This window comes from Neisseria sp. HMSC065D04, from assembly GCF_001815675.1.
Taxonomy (GTDB): domain Bacteria; phylum Pseudomonadota; class Gammaproteobacteria; order Burkholderiales; family Neisseriaceae; genus Neisseria.
Map to the genome: position 1 here is coordinate 49,930 of NZ_KV821536.1, position 1,512 is coordinate 51,441.

The 1,512-nt window shown below is 52.1% G+C and carries 2 protein-coding genes; one reads left to right on the forward strand and one right to left on the reverse strand.

Features of this window, described 5'->3' with window-relative positions; translation table 11 throughout:
• Positions 1-85: 85 nt before the first annotated feature.
• Positions 86-331 carry a hypothetical protein gene (locus HMPREF3050_RS14650; RefSeq protein WP_168166268.1) on the forward strand — a complete coding sequence of 82 codons (246 nt, stop codon included), beginning with the start codon at positions 86-88 and terminating at the stop codon, positions 329-331.
• Positions 332-948: 617 nt separating this feature from the next.
• Here the strand turns inward: HMPREF3050_RS14650 and HMPREF3050_RS10035 are convergent.
• On the reverse strand, positions 949-1,338 hold the full coding sequence (locus tag HMPREF3050_RS10035; RefSeq protein ID WP_070774671.1) for an endonuclease domain-containing protein: 390 nt from the start codon (positions 1,336-1,338) through the stop codon (positions 949-951).
• Positions 1,339-1,512 lie beyond the last annotated feature (174 nt).

The following is a 1,512-nucleotide window of genomic DNA, read 5'->3' on the forward strand; positions in this document are numbered from 1 at the left end:
GCTTGTTGCCCTCTCTCTAGCTCTCTCCCACGGGAGAGAGGACGGGCGGCTGTTGGGATTAAGGATTCTGTAAGGAAAACAGGTTGTGCAGGCTGCTTTTTATTTTTCAGACGACCTACAATCAACGGTAAATCCAAGCAAGCTGTCGCCACGCATGTGGGGCGTGTGTGGTACGCACGCGCTCCCCATTTTCCCTGTAACTCCAACCCACCGCGTGCGTGCCTTGCGGTACACACCCTACCGATGGGTTCAAAGGTCGTCTGAAAAAATCTCGCGGCGTTTGTTCCATCTGCCTTGCGATAAAGGCTACCTGAAAAATTCCTGCCGTTGATGTTTCGGGCATTCTTTTTCAGACGACCTGCAACGCCTGAATCTGCTGCAACCCGCTCCCTCCCCTGTGGGGGAGGGCTGGGGATAGGGCATTCTCCAAGTTGCAGCAACCTTTCCCAAATCCCTTAGTCTCCTAAAATACAAGCCTTGCGGCTTGTTGCCCTCTCTCTAGCTCTCTCCCACGGGGAGAGAGGACGGGTGACTGTTGGGATTAAGGGTTCTACAAGGAAAATAGGTTGTGCGGGCTGCTTTTTGTTTTTCAGACGACCTGCATCAACGGTTGTAAATCCAAGTTGCTTTTCAAACCGCCTGCAACCGTAAAGCCTGCTGTAACCCGCTCCCTCCCCCGTGGGGGAGGGTTGGGGAGAGGGCATTCCCCGAATTTCGGCAACCTTTCCCAACACCTAAATCTCCCAAATACAAGCCTTGCGGCTTGTTGCCCTCTCTCTAACTCTCTCCCACGGGAGAGAGGACGGGGCGGCTGTTGGGATGAAGGGTTCTGCAAGGAAAACAGGTTGTGCAGGCTGCTTTTTACTTTTCAGACGACCTTTATAAATGCTCAATTCAGGCAGCCTGCACCTTATAATTTTTAATAATTTAATCAAAATCAGCCATCTGCTACCGTGCAGACTGCTTTTCCAATTCCTGCAACACGCGCAGGATTTCTGCCAGCACATCGTTTGTCTGCTGCAAAATTTCGTGATTCCAAAAACGCAGCACGGTAAAGCCCAGGCTGTTCAGATATGCCGTCCGCGCGTGGTCGTATGCGGCTTGTTCCGCGTGCTGCCCGCCGTCTGCTTCAATAATCAGCTTGGGCGTTACGCACATGAAATCAACAATATAATTCCCCATCGGCTGCTGGCGGCGGAATTTATAGCCGTTCAGGCGGCCTGCCCGCAGGTGCTGCCACAATTTTGCTTCCGCCTCGCTCATTTCTTTACGCATGGCTTTGGCGCGTTGGCGCAGGGCGGGGTTGTCGGCGGTCAATAGTTTTTCGGGCGGGTTCATTTTTGTTGTCGGGTTGCTGTTTGTGCAAGCCTTGCTGCCCTCTCCCTAGCCCTCTCCCACGGGAGAGGGGATGGGGTTGCTGATTGAATTAAATGTTGCGGCAAAACAATCTTTTTTCAGACGACCTTTTACGTTTTTATTTTGCACAGGCCGTCTGAAAACTTCCTTAAAAAC

Excerpts from the sequence above, each read along its gene's own strand:
- HMPREF3050_RS10035 (WP_070774671.1), bottom strand. The coding sequence starts at position 1,338 with ATGAACCCGCCCGAAAAACTATTGACCGCCGACAACCCCGCCCTGCGC.